The sequence below is a fragment of the Paraburkholderia sp. SIMBA_054 genome (genome assembly GCF_046534875.1).
Taxonomy (GTDB): Bacteria; Pseudomonadota; Gammaproteobacteria; order Burkholderiales; family Burkholderiaceae; genus Paraburkholderia; species Paraburkholderia hospita.
In genome coordinates this window covers 61,956-77,290 of sequence record NZ_JAWRXV010000014.1, presented here as the reverse complement: position 1 = coordinate 77,290, position 15,335 = coordinate 61,956, and the positions used below count along the sequence as shown (strand labels likewise).

Here is a 15,335-nt window from a genome sequence, read left to right as displayed (position 1 = left end):
GAACGTCCAACACCCAGGTTTCATTGGGGTGGTGGCGCTGGCACCAGCCCGTACCTGGACATGACATCGATAAGCTTCGAGCGGTCGGGCGGCCCGCCGGCGCTTACGATTGTTCCGACATCACGAAAATACTGAGCACCTACGTCCGGCGTAAGGACGATCAGTGCGCGGGCCGTGCCATTGTGCGGGTTGCTGAAGTGATGAACCGACCCACGAGGGGTAAACATCCATTCACCCGGCACCAGGTCTCGGACTACTCCGTCGACCGAGTACCGAAGCATGCCCTCCAGCACATAGACGCACTCTTCGTTACGTGTGTGGCTATGTGGCGGCGGGACTTGAGCGCCGGGAGCCACGGTCAATTCGAAAACGCCCATCCCGCCCGTGGCAGTTCCATCAATCAGATACTGAATGCTCAATTGACCAATGTTGATGGGTTCGATCGGAGCCGCGCCGCCAGTTGTCATTTTCGAACTCCTTCGGATTAAGGATTCTCACCAGTCCGCGGGGCGTGCCGCTTACGGCGCGTCCGCCGACCGAACGGAACGCAATTCATCTCGGATTATGCGCCTCTCAAGAACGCATTTTGTCCGGGAGCGGCGACAGGCCGCTATTGGCCCGAACCCTGCCCACTCACGCACCGATGTATTGATTCGCCACTTCGGTCGCTGCGGCCAACGCGCATCGTCAATTCACACTGAATGGTGACACCATCATCGCCTTGGCCGCACTCACGCCCGTCCCGCTCGACGCAGGCGGCGTCCAGCGATACAGCACAATGCTCGAGTCGTTGTAGTTGTCCTTCGTTACTTCATATTCGCCGTTCGAACGCTGAAACGCCCGAAGTCCATACATCGAGTCCACGTCGTTGCCCACATCGACTGTGTTCGGATTGCTATTGACGAGCGTGATATCGAGGTTCCCCGTCGTGAGGTTGAACGCATCGATATTCGGCACGGTATGGACGTAGCCCACAAAAAGATAATTCCCGGCGGCCACAACCGATTTGGGATTGACGCTAGTAAGGTTGATCACCGGATTCGGCGCAGTCCTGTTGCCGGCCAGCCAGCCGTGATACACCTCGACACGCGATCCGACCGCGGTCCAGTCCGTGCTGCCGGTGATCCCTGTGAGAATCATCGTGTCGCTTTCGGGCAGGTACATGATGCGCGTCAGTTGCCCAATCGTCGCCGGAATCGGCATCGTGATCGCGGCACCCCACAACGGTTTGCCGTTCGTATCGAAGCCGTTCAGCGGATAGTGTGAAATCGCGTTGGTCTTGTCGAGGCCAGCCCAGATATCGCCCTTGCTATCCAGGCAGAAGCCGTTGCGGACTTTTGTCGTCGTACCGAACGACGCTCCCGGCAGCGTGCTATCGGGAATCGCAATGTACCCGCTTGCCTGATTGAAATGGAAAAAATAAAAGGTATCGGGATTCTGGCTCGCTGCGACGAGTATCCGGTGTCCGCCCACGCTGACGACCTGAGCGAAATGCTCGCCGCGTTCGTGGTCGGCGAGATTGATGCGCGGATCGGAGGGGTAGGTGAATGGATCGATTGTGTTGGCAACGTAGGCGCCTCCCGGGGTGCCCGCATAAATGTTCATACCGCCGTAGAAGATCGCCCCGTCGGTGGCTGGATCCGGTGCGGCGTTGCCTTCAAAGTTCACTGACTGGAGCTGCCAGCGCAGAACTCCCGTGCCATCGTATGCGTGGATGTCGGTGCCGCCGTTGCGGCCGAGATCCCACGATCCGCCCCACGGGTTGTTCAGCACGTAGAGATTGCGCGCAGAATCCCTGCCGATGCCGGTAACGCGCGTGAACCGCCTGTCGCCTACCTGTCCCTTGATGCCGGTGACCGTATTGAGGAAGCCGCCTTGAACACCAAACGTACCGGCAACATACGGTGCGCTGGAGACGTCATAAATCTTGATGTTCATATCCGGCCCCTCGTCGCCGATCCATAACTGCCCGGTGAGCGAGTCAAAATACAGCGAAGAGGGTTGCGCTTTGGCTGGCAGCTGGATGGTGTTTCCACGTTCGCCGGTTGGGCTGAACTGGACCACAGTACCCACGCTTTGTTGCGCGACCCAGATGTTGCCGCCCGCGTCCACCGCGAGCGCGCCCGGCCCTGCCACGCCGATATCGCGCAGCCAGACACCAGACGTCGTAAACACGCGTACGCGGTTGCCTGGGAAATCGCTCGCGTAGAGCAGCGAGCCCGACGTTGCGAGTCCGGTGACGACATCCGCGAGGTGTTCGGTGGTTGTGTCGCTGACCGTGATCAGCAGGTCGCGCGTTCGGCTTCCCCGGTCGTATCGACCAACCTTGCCGCTTCCGTACGTGGCGTTGAACTGCAGCGCAGCGAACAGCGAGGTCGAGTTGCCGGTGATCGCACCGCCCTGAAACTCGCCGTGCGCCCCGATCGATCCGATGTTCTGTCCGTTCTGATAGATCGCGATGCCGCCCTGGTCCTCATCCCACATCGACGCGGTGTAGATCACCCCTTCGGATGCCACCCACATCGAGCGAGCCACATTGCCTACCCGAGTCGTCGCCGTGCCATGTGTGTTGGCCATCCAGCTGGTGGAGTATTGCGCTTCGCAAACGGACGCAGCCGCTACGTTCAGCATTACCGCGACTAACGCGGTACAGAGTCCTTTGAAAACCATGAGGGATGTTTGTCCGATCGCACGCCGTGCAGTACGGGTGTCCATAGTGCGGTGTTGCCAACCCTGGCAAACTTGCAGTCCGAACCCTCACGATTCGAGCCCGTACGTCGCGAAACGGGCGACGTGACGCGTCGAATTGGTGTGGGATATCGTCTGAGTTAACGGCGAAGCGCGACTCGAGTTGAGCGATTTTTCAACTGGACCATGATGACGACGCCACGAGCCGGGGCTTTGCTTATCGTTTATCGGTCGGGCGCTCGGTGAATTTTGGGCGGCGTAACGACCAGTTGATTGTTGCCGGATCGGCTGGTGAATCAATTTTGAGGGTTGTACGTCGCCCGCTCATGTGGGCAGACGCAAGCGCGCAACGAGACGAATCGGCAGACCTTGAATAAACATCAAGACAAGCTGTCGTTCCAAACATCATTGGCAGTCACGGCGAAGGCCGACGGAAGGTCTGCGTCGTCAGCGTGCCTGAGATGTGCATCTCACATTGAAGTTCTGGATGACCCTCACAAATCATCCGTAACAGACACCGTCCGTCGTGAGGTTCGACGACTGCGGTACCTCGCCCGTCAATGCAGCACCGTGATGGGCGTGGGACTCAGGCGCCACAATTTCGCGAGCATGCCCCACCTTCGGAAGAAGCCGAAACCGCTCGCGTCGAGCACCACGACGTCAGCGCCGTTCATCGCGGCATACGCGGCAATGGTCTTTTCAGGGGGGCCAAAAACACGCTTCCACGTATAGGGCACGCCGGCATCATCGAGTACCGCGCGAGTCCGTGTCAGAGCATCGCGCATCGAAAGCTTCTCGCGCCGCCGCAATGCCGAGCGCGACTGAAACGCGACCGTGCGGCCCTCTCCCACTTCTTCCAGTACCTCGATCAGCTCGACCTGCGCCACGCATTTTTCAGCAAAGAGAAACGCTGCGTGGCGCGCAGCTTCAAGTGCGCCCGCCTGGGAAAGCACTGGAATGAGCAGTCTCAACATCTTCGACCTCGACACGACGGGAATCACCTGCTTTCCATTGCAGCACTCATCGCGTCAAGACACCGAAAAGCTTTAGATCACGGGCATAAAAATGCTGTCAATATCCAGTGGCGTCAGGTTCACAGCGCGTACGTCGACACTGGACAACAATCGCCCGAGGCGTCGGCGGCCTGTCCACTACCTGACGCCCACAAGCCGATAACCCACCCCTAGCTCGGTGACGATATGTCTGGGTTGCCGCGCGTTGTAGTTCAGCGCAGCAGCGCGGCTAGCGCAAGGCGGCGGAACTCAGTTCGAGGTGCAAGACGACGAGCCAGCGTTTGGGACAATCAGCGGCAATCTGCAAGCCATCGCGGCTCTCGCCTTCCGCGCGGACATAACCGTTGGTCTGCGCGAGTGCAAATGCACGGCGCGCATCGGACTGGAGCCATAGCGTCAGCAACCCGCACGTCACGCAACTGAATAGTGTCACTGCCTGGTTGTCCAGACCGAGATCCAGCGTCTGCGCCAGATATTCGAAGATATTCGTCAGGAACAGGTTCACTGCGATCGCGATGAACATAACCTTGCTCATCCCCCTGAAAAACATTGCTGCCTTGGTGCGGGTCATTGCTTTCCTCTGGCTTCGCCAAACCCGCGAAGTGTAGGGTTCGTCATTGAAGCGCCGCAAGAAAAAATGTCGTAAAGAGCGACAGACAGACGCTTCCATTTGCAGCGCCAGTCAAACCTGATCCGCTCTTGCTCATCGCGATCTGGCTCGTCGGCGAGCACCAGGGGAATATCAGGTAACACATCGAAGATTCGTCGCACACGCAAGTGCGTATGTCAGGTCTCGCGGCCAGTCTGCGCGGTTCGCGCCGGCTCGGTCTCCGACGCCGCAAGCCCGCCTTCGAGTTCGATATGAAGCACGACCAGCCAGCGTCTCGGACAGTGTTGCCGGATCCACACCGTGCGACCGCCACGTATCAACGCGGAACTCAGAAAACCTGCGTCACGCGCGTGAAGCCATGCGTGCTTCGCGTCCGAGCGGATCCAGGTACTGAGAATCGCGCACAACAGAAAACTGAAAAGCGTCGTCAGGCCGAACGCAATGTCGGGATGATTCTCGTGCGCGAGAAACGCGAAGCTGGCCGTCAGAATCTGGTTGACCAGCACGACAAGGACAATGATCTTCACCAGTGCTCTTGTACGCGGTGCCCGTCGATGTCGACTTCTCGTGGGCTGGATTCGCATGGGATGTTCCTCTTGTGTCAAAGCCATCACGCGGTCTCGTGCCGCTGTTCTACGCCATCGATCCATCCGGACGAAGGCATCGTGCCGTGCCGGTTCGGGTCACTCTCGGCGTCGCGTCATCCTGATCACGCGCGATATCTGCCTGAGCGTGAATCCGCTGACTTCCAGATATGGCGCCACGCAGCGGCGCTGCAAAGCCAATCCGCAATCGTAACGAGCCGCTTCTAAAATCCGCGTAAAGACACCTGACGCGACTTATAAAAATCGTATGTTGATCGCGCGCTCGCATATGCTGAATTAACGGCGCGCACCTATGGTTTTATAAATTTGTTATACGGCAAGTAACAGAATCTCAACGTTAAAGAAAGCGAGGTTGTGCATGCTTCGGTTGAGATTTCGTCAATACACAAGTACGGCAGAAACCGTCGCGGAAGCGACCGTGGATAGAAGCGTCATCGCAGGCCGTCAAATCCAGCACCGCTGGTGCGTCGGACTGGCAATCGCCGCTGGCGTTCTCGGGTTGCTGGCGATCAGCCTGGGCTTTGCTACGTTCGGAATCTCAGTCTATATCGCTGCGATTTTGCCGTTCGCATTCTTTTCGTAGACGGTTGACGCAAGCGCTTGCAGGAATACGCCAGGTGGTCGGGGGCGGCAACGGCACGAAGTGCATGAATCGTGCATACACCGGACGTGTTTCTGCGAGCGCTTGCGACAGCGTTGCGCTACTTGCGACGAGCGCGTCTGGATCGTGCCGGATCTTCCGTATCCCTTGCTATCGGACAGAATCGTGTTGGACAAAGATCGAACCAAGACCCATTTCACCGCACCCACCCTCACTACCGACTCGTCGGTGTGGTTTTCCGCGTACGGTTTCGGCTGGGGATACTGCGCCTTCGCGCTGCCTGCCGAAGTGATGTGCGAGGGACTGGGTGCGGCGGACCAGACGCCAAGACAGTTGGTGCTCGCATTCGAGCTCGGTAAACACCGTCTCCGGAAAGCGATCGCCGAGAGGCAATTGCCGCGTACAGGCGAGCGGATTACGCTCTGCGCCGCCGATCTTTAACGCCACGCTTCTGCGAAGCATCAACAATTCACGGGTGCATGGCCTGAAAACGGCCGATTTCGTGACTTCCTCGAGACCATTCGCAATCGCGCACGGCCGAAACGGTTTCACTACAGTCGATGATCTGTCGCCCGCGCTGCACCCGTTACGCCACGCTCCGCAGCATCTTGCACCTCGAAATCGGCAAAAAGCTCGCATACGGCGTGGGGGTCTGCGCAGGCGTGAAGCCGCTCGCGAAACCGTTGATCGCAAAATCGTTCCGCCACTTCGGCCAGCAGGTGGAGGTGCGTCATGTTCGCCCACTCCGGGACAAACAGCACGACCAGGTCGGTCACGGGTCTTCCGTCCGGCGCATCGAATGGAATCGGCATGATCGGGCGCACGTACAGCGCAACGGCGCCGTGAATCCCCTTGACGTGGCCATGAGGCACGGCAACCCCCTGGCCAAGCGCCGTCGAACCCAATGCTTCGCGCGCAGCCAGCCCGGCCGTGACGGAGGCTGCCTCCAACCCGTAGTGTTGTTCGATGAATTGCGCAAGGTGTGCGAAAAGCGCTTCGCGATCGGCAACCGCCAGATCGAGCAGAACGTGTTCCTCGGTGAGCAGATGAGCGATCGTGTCTTCGCCCGTGGCCTGGTCCTTGTGCCTCCCATACGCATCGGCAAGCGGCGGCTCTGCATCATGCATGAGCTTGCTCCACGCGTCGGTGGGCGCGTCCGGCACCTCCAGCAACTGCCCAATTTCGGCAGTCGGCGCGAAACGCGTCACGCGCTGCATCGCGTCCTTCAATGCCGATCTCGGCAAGTAGAGCATCAACCGCACGCGATCCGTTCCGTGCAGCGGCGTCATGCGAATCGTCCACGACTGCCCGGCGCAATCGCGGATCAGCGCCTGGCGCAACGGCGTCGCATGCTGCGCATCGAGTGTGATGCGCATAACGACATCGCGGCCCGTGGCGGGCTGTGCAGCGCGATGCGGTGCGGCGTGTCTCAGGCCGAAGAGGGCTTTCAGGTCTGGCAGGGCGTGTTTCATGTTGTCCCTTGATGCATGCGTTCCCGTTTCGCTCCGGGTTTCAGCAGCGGCTATGCAGGCGGTCCATAGCGGCGGCGCAAATCGAGGTTCACCTCGAGCACATTGACGAACGGATCGCCGGCGAGCCCGCCGAACGGTGCGTGCGCGTTATCACGCAATAATGCGCCGATTTCCGCGCGCACGGCACCAGGGTCGCGTTTCGTGTCCTTCGCCCACGCTGCCGCGACGCGATCGAGCTGATGCATCGCGTTCGCCAGCGTGATATGCGGATCCAGGCCCGAGCCGGACGTGGTGACGAAATCGCCGGGCACGTCCTGCACGGCGACATCGGGTTGATCCTGTCTCCACATGTCGAAGAACATCGACTGGATGTCGCTCCCATCCTTCATGGGTTCGAGTGTCGTCACGCTCTTGCCGTCGCTGCCCGTGCGGTGACGGGCATCAGGCGCCTTCGCTGCGGTGAGACAGGTTCGTATAAAGGTATAGGACGGCGCGAGTAAAAACGGTGTAAATCCGGCGAGGGAGCGTGCATAAGGAAGATAAGCGGCAAGCCGCGCAAGTTTTTTACGACATTTTTTCTTGAGACACGCAGATGCCAACCCTAGACTTTGGATAACTCATGAATTTCGGAGCGATGCCATGTCGAAACGCCGTGCCACAGCCGCAAAACATGCCCCTGTCGACCACGTCAGACCGAGCATTCGCAACATCCTGCTAAGGCGCTTCGATCCGTCGCGCGACTCGTACGAGCAGCTCACGACGATGCTGCACCACGCGTTTGCGCGTCTCGGCATGATGGGGCTGAACTGCACCTGTGTTGATCAGGATGTGGCTGTCACGATGCGGCGGGCCAAAGCTGGCGACTGCTTAGTGGTGGTCAGCGAGGGCAAGGTGATCGGCACCATGACGCTGTATGCGCCCGACAACGAATCGGCCTGTGAACATTATCATCGGCGCAATGTGGCCACGATCCGCCAGTTGGCCATCGACCCATCGTGGCAAAACCGCGGCATCGGCAAATCACTGCTGGCGTTTGCCGAGCACTGGGCGGCGACACGCGGCTACTCGGAAATCGCCCTCGACACGCCCTATCCGGCTTCACATCTCGTTGCCTTCTATCGTGGGCAGGGGTTCCGCATTGTCGATGCCGTGCGCTTCGCCGGAAAGGTCTATGAAAGCGCGATACTCAGCAAGGCGCCCGTCGTCGCACGGACACTCGCAGCATGGACACATCAGATCGCGCTGCCCAGCGCTCGCTACGTCCGCTTTGCAGCGTGAATCACAACGATATGCAGGAGCCACCTCGGCGGAACGATCGTTCCGGGCACAAAGACCCGCAGGAGGAAGCTCGCCTGAAGGCGGCGATGCGTGCGCGCGGCTGGCTAAAGCTCGTGCTCGTCAGCATCGTGGCGAACCAGGTAATGACCACCGCCTTTGTGTATGTTGCGCAGCAGGTCAATCCCGGCCTGACGATGCTTCACACGCTGCTCTTCAGCTGCGTGACGTGTGGGCTCGTCGGCTACTGGCTGCAGGCGGATGCCCGGCGTGCGTGGCGTGACGCATTGGACAAGGGCTACATCGGCGCGCCGCACACCAGCGATGACCAAGACGTGCTGAAGATCGCCGACAGCTGTCCAAACCGCTGGCTCGTCGTGCTGCACATCGAACTGAATCCGGAACTTGCAGGACCCTTCTGACCCGTCGTACACCGCTCGCATTCAGAGTCGCGCGGCGCGTTGACAACATCACGCATAGCCCTGCAACGGACGCCAGTGCCGCGCACAGTGTCGTCGTCCAGGGCGGCAAAATGGAAGGCAAGGAGACCCGTTCGGCGTGGCGACCTCGGCGCTCTATGCCACCGTAACAACGAGCGGCGGCGACGGCACGGTGGATGCGATGCGCGATTCGTTGACGCCCGTTGGCGGACTCGTACCGCTGGTGCTGATGCAGACAGCCTGAAGGTCTTCCCCAACGGTTACCGTTGACAATAAACAAAACGCACCGCAATGTTTGCGCAGATGCTATGTGACCGCTGACACTCCGGGATCGATCTCCATGACCGACAACAACAACCTGCCCGATGCCTTTGAACTCCTGCGTCGACAATCCCTCGCGATGCTCGTGCAGGAAAGTCTTCACCGCAGCATCCTGTCGGGCGAGTTCGCGCCCGGCGAAAAGCTCAACGAAGTTGAAATCGCCACGCGTCTGGGCGTGTCGCGTGGCCCCGTGCGCGAAGCGTTCCGCGCGCTGGAGGCGTCCGGGCTCCTGAAGACGGAAAAGAACCGTGGCGTGATCGTACGTGTCGTGTCGCTGCGGGAAGCGGAAGAAATTTATGAAGTGCGGGCGATGCTCGACGAATCGGTCGCGCGGAAGCTGGCGAATCACATGCGGCCAGACACGCTCGCCACGTTGAAGGGCATCGTCACTGCGATGAAAACGGCGAAGAAAACACGCGATCTCGCGCGCTACACGGAGCTGAATGTCCAGTTGCACGGTGCGATGGTCGAAGGCGTCGGCAATCAGCATCTCGTTGCGACGTACCGCCAGCTCGTGCTGCAACTCGGCTTGTTGCGCCAGGCGGCGATCGAAACGGATCAAAGCGCGTTGAGCGAATCCGTCGCCGAGCACGAGAAGATCGTCAACGCGCTCGCAAGCGGCGATGAAGACCGCGCGGTTGCGCTCGTGCGCGAGCATGTCGCGCACGGTATCGCCAGGATGCGGCGCGCGCATGAGCGCTGGATCGAGGCCGCCAGCTCTAATGGGGCATCCGTCGCAGAGGCGTAGAACTACACCCGACTACGCCTTGTCCGATTTACCCGCCGCGCTCGCAAACCGGCTCAGCCACCGGTCGACCAGCCACGGCTGCCGGTCCTCGTCCTCGGCGCGCTCCTTGCGCCGAATCGCGTTGCGCACGGTGATCGAACCGACATACCGTACCGGCTCCGGCGGAAAGTGGCCCAGTGGGCCGCGCGTCAACGGGCTGCGTGTCCACGCGTTATCGAGTCCCAGCAACAGCGAAGACAGAATCTGTCCGCCCATGTAAGTCGGCCCCACGCCGTTGCCTGAATAGCCGAATCCATAGAACACATTGGGTGAGTCGTCGAGCCTGCCGAAGAACGGAAAGCCCGTCACCGAACGATCCGAAGGACCGTTCCAGCTCGCTGTCACGGGCACCTCGCGCAACGCGGGAAAGAACGCGTGCAAACCGCGTGTCAACTCGGCTTCATACGGCGAGCGCTGATCGAATACGGGCGCAATCCGGCCGCGCCATGCGAACGTGTTGCCGCCCTTGCCCAGCATCAACCGCCCGTCAGGCGTGCTGCGGTAGTAGTAGACGAAGATGCGCGAGTCGAGCACCGACACGCCATCCGTCAGGCCGCTGCGCGCCAGCAGTTCGGGGCACTTCTCCGTGACGATCATGTCACTGGACACGATTGCGAGCGTGCGTTCGAATTGCCTGAAGCGGCTCGCCATCCACGCATTGATCGCGAGCACGAGCTTGCCGGCCGTTACGCTTCCCGACGGCGTGCGTACTGTCACACGTTCACCGTCTGAAAAGTCGAGCATCGGCGTGCGCTCGTAGATCCGTATGCCCATCTCGAGCGCGACCCGCCGCAAGCCGCGCACGAGTTTGCCCGGATGCACCGTCGCCGCCGTAGGAGAAAACACGCCGCCCAGATTGCGCGCCGAGCCGGAGCGGCGCGCCACCTCATCGGGTGAAACGTCATGATACGAATGGATGCCGTGATCGCGCAGCGCGGCGATGACGGGGTCCAGCGCGCCCATCTGCGCGCGCGATGTCGCCGTATAGAGCGTGCCGTCCATGCGCAGTTCGGCATCGATACGATGCGCCGCGCAGAAATCGCGGATGCGGTGAACGGCTTTTTCGGATGCCTTGACCAGCCGCAGTGCTTCCGCTTCGCCAAACAGGCGCCGCAATGTGAAGAACTTCGTGGACCACGTCAGCATGCAGCCGCCGTTGCGGCCGCTCGCACCCGCGCCGCAAAGATCGCTTTCGACGATCACGATATCGATGTCGGGCTTTTGCAGCTTCGTCTGAATGGCTGTCCACAGTCCCGTATAGCCGCCACCGACGATACACACGTCCGCCGTGGTCGTGCCTTGCAAGGCAGGTGACAATTCGCCATCGGAGAAAAGCGCCTGTTCGATCCAGAAGGGTCGCATGTTTGCTCGCAGAATAGGTTTGCCGGAACCCGCGCCGATGCTCCGAAGACCTCGCGCCTATGAGAACGCGCGAGACCACGCGAAGTCTTCGAAGCGATCAGTCAAGTCACGCAAGTGCTTTCGGCGACACTTGCGCAATCCCCATTGCCTTCAGCGTGTCCGCGATTGCCGCAACCGCGCCGGGGATACCTGCATCGCCGAAATGCCCGATGCACCCGACGCGGAACGTTTCGATCTGCGTCAGCTTGCCGGGATACAGGATATAGCCGCGCTTTTTCACCTCCTGATAGAAGGTTTTGAAGTCGTAGGCGGGATCGTCGGGTGCATGGAACGTCACGATGATCGGCGCCTGAATCGACGGGTCGAGAAACGGCCTGAACCCCAGTTCCGCCATCCCTTCGATCAGCGCGCGGCAGTTGCGCGCATAACGTGCGCCCCGTGCTTCGAGGCCGCCCTCCTCGATGTACTGCGCGATGGCCTGATCGAGCGCTGCGACAACATGCGTCGGCGGCGTGAAGCGCCATTGCGTCGTGCGGTTCATGTACGCCCATTGATCGTAGAGATCCATCGCGAGCGAATGACTGTTGCCTTCACAGCGTTCGAGCGTGCTGCGCCGGGCGATCACGAACCCCATTCCCGGCACGCCTTCCAGGCACTTGCCTGACGCGGCGACGACGGCATCGAACGGCGTCTGGCGTGCGTCGATATCGATCGCGCCGAACGAACTCATCGCGTCGACGATCAGGCTGCGCCCGTGCTTCGCCACCACCATCGCGATCTCATGCAGCGGATTGAGCACGCCCGCGCCCGTTTCACAATGGACCAGCGCGACGTGCGTGATGCTTGCGTCCGCCGCGAGGGCGCGGTCGATATCGGCCGGTTTGACCTGCTTGTCTTCCGGATAGTCGATGCTCTGATGACGCCGCCCGAGCGCGCGGCAGATCTTCACGAGCCGCTGACAATACGCGCCGTTGTTCGGCACCAGCACATGGCCGTCGCGCGGAACGAGCGTGCCGATGGCCGCTTCGACCGAGAACGTGCCGCTGCCTTGCAAGGGCACGCACTCGTGTGTGTCTTCACCATGCACGATGCGCAGCGTCTCGCGGCGAATCCGCGCGGTGATCTGGTTGAAGTCGCCATCCCACGATCCCCAGTCGCGCAGCATGGCGTCGCGCGTGCGGTCGGACGTGGTGAGCGGACCGGGAGTGAGCAAAATCGGTTGACGGGGCAGATTCACGGCATCTCCTTGATGGACACGATGAAAAGTTCGTTTCAGCCACGGCGCGTGGTGCGCCATGCCTGGGTTCGACGCAACACGCCGTGCGAAACGGCGGCAAACAGCAGACACGCAAATGCAGCGGTAACGAGGACGAGCGTCGCCATCGCGGCGGCTGGTCCGATCTGACCTGCATCGTCGAGGTTCAGGATCGCCACCGATGCGGGTTGCGTGTCGGGCGAATAGAGGAACGCGACAGCCGATACCGTCGTCATGCCGTTGACGAACAGATAGCGTGCGATCTGCAGGATCGAAGGCAGACATACGGGCACGGTGACGCGCCAGAACGTCTTGTAGAAAGGCACTTTCAGCGAAGCGGACACCGCCTCGAACTCGTTGTCGATCTGCCGCAACGCGGTCACTGCCGTCAGATGGCTCGACGAGTAGTAGTGGACCACCGTCACTATGGCAAGCAGCGCGAGCGTGCCGTACAGACCGTTGAGCGGATTGGCGGGCGCATTGAACAGAAAGATGTAGCTGATGCCGAGCACGAGCCCCGGCACGCCCATCGGCAGGATCGCGCAGAGGTTGATGAAACCGCGCAGCCAGCGCGGCCCGCGCGTCTTCTCGACGAGATACGCGCCGCCGAACACTATGGCCGTGCCGCCGAGCGCCACGCATGCCGCCATCTGCAGGCTGTTCTTGTACGCATCGAAAATGCCGGCGGCGATCAGGCCCATCTTGTAGTGCTGCAAGCCGAGGCTCATCTGATACGGCCAGAACTTCACGAACGATGCGAACACCGAAATGCCGACCACGGCGATCATCAACAGACACACGATCGCGCAGTAAGCGAGCATCGCCATGTCGAAGCCGCGCGACGGCTTCGGCTGGAACGGCGTCGAACGCGCGCCGAGTTGCGACTGCTGCTTGCGGCGAATGAAGTAGTCGACGGCGAACGCAACCAGCGCGGGGCACAGCAGAAGCAAGCTGACCACTGCGCTGCGATTGAAGTCCTGCAAGCCGATGATGAGCTTGTAGATATCAGTGGACAGCACTGTGTACGGCCCGCCGATCACAACGGGAACCCCGAAGTCGTTGATGCAGATCGTGAACGACACCATCGTCGCGCTGATGAGGCCGTACTTCGCGCCCGGCAGCGTGATCGTCACGAACTTGCGCAGACGGCTCGTACCCATTGCATCGGCGGCTTCATACAGGCGGCCATCCGAGAGCGACAACGCCGTGACGAGAATCATCAGCACATGTGGAAACGCCGCGTAGACGAGACTGCACACGATGCCGGAGAAACCGTAGATCGAATGTCCATGCAACAACGGCTTCAGAATCCCCGAATTGCCGAACCAGTAGATGAACGACACCGCCGACAGCAACGTGGGCGCGAGCAGCGGCAGCAAGGCCACCGTGCGGACTGCGTTCTTCATCGGCATGCATGAACGCGTGAGCGCGTAGGCGAACGTGAACGCCATCGGAATGACGATCGACGTCACCGTGCACGCGACGGCCACCGAATGCAGCGCCGACGTCCAGACGGCAGAGTTGGCCAGATAGCCGCTGAAGTTCGCGAGCCCAATAAACCTGCCGTCCGCATCGACGAAGCATTTGCCGATCACGAGCGCCAGCGGCATCAGCAGAAACATGGCGAGCATCGCGGACATCAGCAACAGCGCAAGCTGTCCAATCCTGTCATGCCAATGCGTGATTTGCCGCACTTCGGCGTGCGCTTCTTCGCCGCTACGGCGTTCGATCAGGACGGCGCTCATTGCAGACGCTCCTTCGCGGCCGTGAACACGCAGACGCTTTCGCGTTGAATGGCAAGGTCGAAACGCGCGCCCGTTTGCAGGCCCGTGCGGCGCATCTCGTGGAACGACAGGTCGGCGACGATCTCCTGCCCCGCGAGTCCTTCGACCTTGAAACTGACGCGGCAGAACGCGCCGAGAAACTCGAGCTTTTCCACCCGCGCTGCGAGCAGGTTGTCGGGCGCGCTGCCGGGCAGGCTGATATGGATGTCTTCCGGACGCACGAAAGCCGAGACCTGCGAACCCGGCGCGGGCTGCGCGCTTCCGCAGCCGTAGTGCAGCCCGATCTCGCCCGCCTTCAGCGTGCCGTCGCGCATCACTTCGGCGGGAATCATGTTGACCTTGCCAATGAAATCCGCAACGAACGGCGACGCGGGCTCGCGATAGATCTCGTGCGGCGAGCCGATCTGCTCGATCACGCCATGATTCATCACGACGATGCGATCCGCCATCGACAGCGCTTCTTCCTGGTCGTGCGTGACCATGATCGTCGTGACGCCGAGCCGTTGCTGCAGCTGGCGGATCTCCTGGCGCAAGCGCACACGCACGCGCGCATCGAGCGCCGATAGCGGCTCGTCGAGCAACAGCAAGCCCGGCGACGTCGCAAGCGCCCGTGCGAGCGCGATGCGCTGCTGCTGGCCGCCCGACAACTGGTTCGGATGCTTGCGATGCGAATCCGGCAAGCCCACCAGCGCAAGCAGTTCGTGCACGCGCTCCGCGATCGCCGCGCGCTTCATCTTGCGATTCACGAGGCCATACGCCACGTTGTCGAAGATCGTCAGATTCGGAAACAGCGCGTACGACTGGAACACGATGCCGTAGTCGCGCAACTGCGGCGGCAAGCGCGAGATATCACGGCCGTCCTGCATGATGCGCCCCGCGCTCTGCGTTTCGAGCCCGGCGATAATGCGCAGCAAGGTCGTCTTGCCGCACCCCGACGGCCCCAGGAAACACAGCATCTCGCCCTTCTTCACGCCGAGATGGATATCGTTCAGAACGGTCGTCTCGTTGAACCGCTTGGAAACCTGCTCCACGCTCAAATACGCTGTCATCTGATCCTCCGACTTCGCTTCTCTTCCGCATCGCGGCAGCGCGAGCAACGCGCAGGCGCTGCCCGCCCCGATC

15 protein-coding genes and 1 pseudogene are annotated in these 15,335 nt (G+C 61.0%); 5 read left to right on the top strand and 11 right to left on the bottom strand.

Translation table 11 applies throughout. The annotated features are described in order from the left end of the window. Positions 1–20: 20 nt before the first annotated feature. The 5 genes from SB822_RS18740 to SB822_RS18720 form a co-directional block, all read right to left on the bottom strand. Positions 21–467: a cupin domain-containing protein gene (locus SB822_RS18740; protein ID WP_007584226.1), complete on the bottom strand. Its 447-nt coding sequence runs from the start codon at positions 465–467 to the stop codon at positions 21–23. 220 nt (positions 468–687) lie between these two features. Beyond that, positions 688–2,670, bottom strand: coding sequence for an SMP-30/gluconolactonase/LRE family protein (locus SB822_RS18735; RefSeq protein ID WP_410855372.1), 1,983 nt, complete (start codon positions 2,668–2,670; stop codon positions 688–690). 575 nt (positions 2,671–3,245) lie between these two features. Next, a complete protein-coding gene (locus SB822_RS18730) occupies positions 3,246–3,662 on the bottom strand; it encodes a universal stress protein (protein WP_007732314.1) in 417 nt (138 codons plus the stop codon). A 268-nt stretch (positions 3,663–3,930) separates the two neighbouring features. Next, positions 3,931–4,272: a hypothetical protein gene (locus SB822_RS18725; protein ID WP_007732310.1), complete on the bottom strand. Its 342-nt coding sequence runs from the start codon at positions 4,270–4,272 to the stop codon at positions 3,931–3,933. Positions 4,273–4,487: 215 nt separating this feature from the next. After that, positions 4,488–4,838: a hypothetical protein gene (locus tag SB822_RS18720; protein WP_410855371.1), complete on the bottom strand. Its 351-nt coding sequence runs from the start codon at positions 4,836–4,838 to the stop codon at positions 4,488–4,490. Positions 4,839–5,682: 844 nt separating this feature from the next. On the opposite strand from SB822_RS18720, the gene SB822_RS18715 reads away from it, so the two are divergent. After that, a complete protein-coding gene (locus tag SB822_RS18715) occupies positions 5,683–5,958 on the top strand; it encodes a hypothetical protein (RefSeq protein WP_007732304.1) in 276 nt (91 codons plus the stop codon). 110 nt (positions 5,959–6,068) lie between these two features. Here the strand turns inward: SB822_RS18715 and SB822_RS18710 are convergent, their stop codons facing one another. Both SB822_RS18710 and SB822_RS18705 read right to left on the bottom strand, forming a co-directional pair. Next, positions 6,069–6,989: a PTS sugar transporter subunit IIA gene (locus SB822_RS18710; protein ID WP_410855370.1), complete on the bottom strand. Its 921-nt coding sequence runs from the start codon at positions 6,987–6,989 to the stop codon at positions 6,069–6,071. 50 nt (positions 6,990–7,039) lie between these two features. Next, positions 7,040–7,396: a potassium-transporting ATPase subunit C gene (locus SB822_RS18705; RefSeq protein ID WP_410855369.1), complete on the bottom strand. Its 357-nt coding sequence runs from the start codon at positions 7,394–7,396 to the stop codon at positions 7,040–7,042. A gap of 232 nt (positions 7,397–7,628) precedes the next feature. Here SB822_RS18705 and SB822_RS18700 point away from each other — a divergent pair, with 232 nt between their 5' ends. From SB822_RS18700 to SB822_RS18685, 4 genes and pseudogenes are all read left to right on the top strand, one after another. Beyond that, complete coding sequence (locus tag SB822_RS18700) at positions 7,629–8,267, top strand: GNAT family N-acetyltransferase (protein ID WP_410855368.1); 639 nt, start codon at positions 7,629–7,631, stop codon at positions 8,265–8,267. Further along, positions 8,213–8,686: a hypothetical protein gene (locus tag SB822_RS18695; RefSeq protein WP_410855367.1), complete on the top strand. Its 474-nt coding sequence runs from the start codon at positions 8,213–8,215 to the stop codon at positions 8,684–8,686. The genes SB822_RS18700 and SB822_RS18695 overlap by 55 nt, the downstream gene beginning before the upstream one ends. Before the next feature lie 80 nt (positions 8,687–8,766). Then, positions 8,767–8,939 (top strand): annotated as a pseudogene (locus SB822_RS18690) (potassium-transporting ATPase subunit KdpA); the annotation flags it as partial. A gap of 105 nt (positions 8,940–9,044) precedes the next feature. Continuing rightward, complete coding sequence (locus tag SB822_RS18685; protein WP_410855366.1) at positions 9,045–9,773, top strand: phosphonate utilization associated transcriptional regulator; 729 nt, start codon at positions 9,045–9,047, stop codon at positions 9,771–9,773. A gap of 12 nt (positions 9,774–9,785) precedes the next feature. Here the strand turns inward: SB822_RS18685 and SB822_RS18680 are convergent, their stop codons facing one another. The 4 genes from SB822_RS18680 to SB822_RS18665 all read right to left on the bottom strand — a co-directional run bounded on the left by SB822_RS18680 (position 9,786) and on the right by SB822_RS18665 (position 15,262). Then, positions 9,786–11,174, bottom strand: a complete 1,389-nt coding sequence (locus tag SB822_RS18680) for an FAD-dependent oxidoreductase (RefSeq protein WP_410855365.1) — start codon at positions 11,172–11,174, stop codon at positions 9,786–9,788. 106 nt (positions 11,175–11,280) lie between these two features. Beyond that, entirely contained in the window at positions 11,281–12,411 is a 1,131-nt protein-coding gene (locus SB822_RS18675; RefSeq protein WP_410855364.1) for a 2-aminoethylphosphonate--pyruvate transaminase, read from the bottom strand. 35 nt (positions 12,412–12,446) lie between these two features. Continuing rightward, positions 12,447–14,174, bottom strand: a complete 1,728-nt coding sequence (locus tag SB822_RS18670; RefSeq protein ID WP_410855363.1) for a putative 2-aminoethylphosphonate ABC transporter permease subunit — start codon at positions 14,172–14,174, stop codon at positions 12,447–12,449. After that, a complete protein-coding gene (locus SB822_RS18665; protein WP_007584206.1) occupies positions 14,171–15,262 on the bottom strand; it encodes a putative 2-aminoethylphosphonate ABC transporter ATP-binding protein in 1,092 nt (363 codons plus the stop codon). Before SB822_RS18665 ends, SB822_RS18670 begins: the two co-directional genes overlap by 4 nt. Positions 15,263–15,335: the final 73 nt, after the last annotated feature.

Coding starts and splice junctions, on each gene's coding strand:
- SB822_RS18735 (WP_410855372.1), bottom strand. CDS start 2,670: ATGGTTTTCAAAGGACTCTGTACCGCGTTAGTCGCGGTAATGCTGAAC.
- SB822_RS18740 (WP_007584226.1), bottom strand. CDS start 467: ATGACAACTGGCGGCGCGGCTCCGATCGAACCCATCAACATTGGTCAA.
- SB822_RS18665 (WP_007584206.1), bottom strand. CDS start 15,262: ATGACAGCGTATTTGAGCGTGGAGCAGGTTTCCAAGCGGTTCAACGAG.
- SB822_RS18685 (WP_410855366.1), top strand. CDS start 9,045: ATGACCGACAACAACAACCTGCCCGATGCCTTTGAACTCCTGCGTCGA.
- SB822_RS18700 (WP_410855368.1), top strand. CDS start 7,629: ATGTCGAAACGCCGTGCCACAGCCGCAAAACATGCCCCTGTCGACCAC.
- SB822_RS18670 (WP_410855363.1), bottom strand. CDS start 14,174: ATGAGCGCCGTCCTGATCGAACGCCGTAGCGGCGAAGAAGCGCACGCC.
- SB822_RS18710 (WP_410855370.1), bottom strand. CDS start 6,989: ATGAAACACGCCCTGCCAGACCTGAAAGCCCTCTTCGGCCTGAGACAC.
- SB822_RS18680 (WP_410855365.1), bottom strand. CDS start 11,174: ATGCGACCCTTCTGGATCGAACAGGCGCTTTTCTCCGATGGCGAATTG.
- SB822_RS18725 (WP_007732310.1), bottom strand. CDS start 4,272: ATGACCCGCACCAAGGCAGCAATGTTTTTCAGGGGGATGAGCAAGGTT.
- SB822_RS18695 (WP_410855367.1), top strand. CDS start 8,213: ATGGACACATCAGATCGCGCTGCCCAGCGCTCGCTACGTCCGCTTTGC.
- SB822_RS18730 (WP_007732314.1), bottom strand. CDS start 3,662: ATGTTGAGACTGCTCATTCCAGTGCTTTCCCAGGCGGGCGCACTTGAA.